Origin of the sequence: Nostoc sp. 2RC (assembly GCF_014222165.1) — a bacterium.
GTDB lineage: Bacteria > Cyanobacteriota > Cyanobacteriia > Cyanobacteriales > Nostocaceae > Nostoc > Nostoc linckia.
Map to the genome: position 1 here is coordinate 1 of NZ_JACKZU010000661.1, position 1,830 is coordinate 1,830.

General features: G+C 47.4%; 1 protein-coding gene. It reads left to right on the top strand.

The window, feature by feature from the left end:
* Positions 1-194 precede the first annotated feature (194 nt).
* Positions 195-1,721 (top strand): amidohydrolase family protein, encoded by a 1,527-nt coding sequence (locus GNE10_RS34240; protein WP_185570469.1) that lies wholly within the window; start codon positions 195-197, stop codon positions 1,719-1,721.
* Positions 1,722-1,830 lie beyond the last annotated feature (109 nt).

The window sequence follows — 1,830 nt, forward strand, 5'->3', positions numbered from 1 at the left end:
GGGGAAAGGGGAAAGGGGAAAGGTTAAAGGGAAAAGGGAAAAGGGAAAAGGGGAAAGGGGAAAGGAATAAATTAAATCTTTCTCCTTTCCCGATGCCCAATGCCCAATGCCCGATGCCCGATGCCCAATGCCCAATGACTAATGACTAATGACTAATGACTAATGACCAATTGTAATTTTTGGAAGAAAAAATCATGACTGAATATAGCCGATTAAAGACTTCACAATCTGCTGCAATCAGAGCAACTCTGGATTATCCGGTAATTGATACTGACGTTCATACTAATGATTTCACGCCAGCTTTTGAAGATTACATCGCTAATTATGGCGGTGCGAAACTTGTGGATGAATTACGCAAGGCGGAAGCTTCTCGTCTGAACTCCAAGAGCAATGGGAAAGATTGGTATCAACAAACACCAGAAGAACGCCAACGCAACCGCACTATTCGATCGCCTTGGTGGGCAAGAGTTACTCGCAATACGTTGGATCTTGCTACTTACACTCTGCCTGCATTGCTTTATGAACGTCAGGCCGAACAAGGTTCAGATTATTCGGTATTGTTTCCCAACAATGTCTTAGCACCAGCTGGCGCAAGTCCAGAGAACCGTCAAGCACTGCAACGGGCGGTGAATCACTATCATGCTGATATCTACCGCAAATATAGCGATCGCCTGACGGTGGTAGCCGGTATCCCCATGACTAATCCCCAAGAAGCCATTGAGGAGTTAGAATTTGCAGTTAAAACACTGGGTCTGAAAGTAGCAAATATTCCTGGTGGTGTGAAACGGCCGATTAAGGCGATCGCTGAAAAATATCCAGCCGATCAATTCCCTGAAATCGCCAAATATGCCTCCTATATTGACTTTTACGGCTTGGATAGCGAATATGACTACGATCCATTCTGGGCTAAAGCCGTCGAATTAGGTGTACCCATTACTACCCACTACGGCAGCCAAGGTTGGACTGGACGTTCTTCCATCAGTAACTACATGAACAACCACATCGGTCACTTTGCCGATGGTTCCCAAGCATTTGCCAAAGCATTATTCTTTGGTGGCGTTACCAAACGATTCCCACAATTGCGCGTTGCTATGTTGGAAGGCGGTGCAGACTGGGGTGCCCACGTCTACATTCATTTGGTCGATCGCTTCTCCAAGCGCAGCCTCAAAGGACTGGAAAACTACAATCCAGAACTAACAAATGCTGATGAATTGTTCGAGTTGTTTGAACGTTTTGGCGGCGAAATTACTCAAGGACATTCCCTAAGCAAAGAACAACTGACCAAGAGCGTACTGGGTTCTTCATTCAGCCGCCATAGTCGCCAGCCAGTTGGTAGCGAACTCAACGATTTTGGCGCAGCAGGAATTGAAACAATAGAAGACATCAAAGATCGCTGGGTGAACAGCTTCTTCTTTGGTTCCGAGTCCGACGACCGCACCATCGCCGCCGCATTCAACAACAAAGCCAATCCGTTGGGTGTGAAAATCAACGCCATCTACTCCTCAGATGTTGGTCACTGGGATGTACCCGACCTCACCTCCCCCTTGGCTGAAAGCTGGGATCTCGTCAGAGAAGGCGTGATTACCGAAGCCGACTTTAAGTCTTATGTATTCGCTAATCCCTACAAGTTCTACACCGAAGCCAACCCAGACTTCTTTAAGGGAACAGCGATCGAATCCAAAGTTAGTAACATCCAATCCCAGACCCTAGCGATCGTCTAAAAGGTTTGGATTAGGGATGGGGCATGGGGTAAGCGGGGAGTGTGGGAGGTGTGGGAGGGGTGGGAAGCATAAATTTTCTTTCTCCCCACACTCCCCAGACTCCCCTCTC

Bases quoted from the DNA above. Each gene is read 5' to 3' on its own strand.
- GNE10_RS34240 (WP_185570469.1), top strand. From the start codon at position 195: ATGACTGAATATAGCCGATTAAAGACTTCACAATCTGCTGCAATCAGA.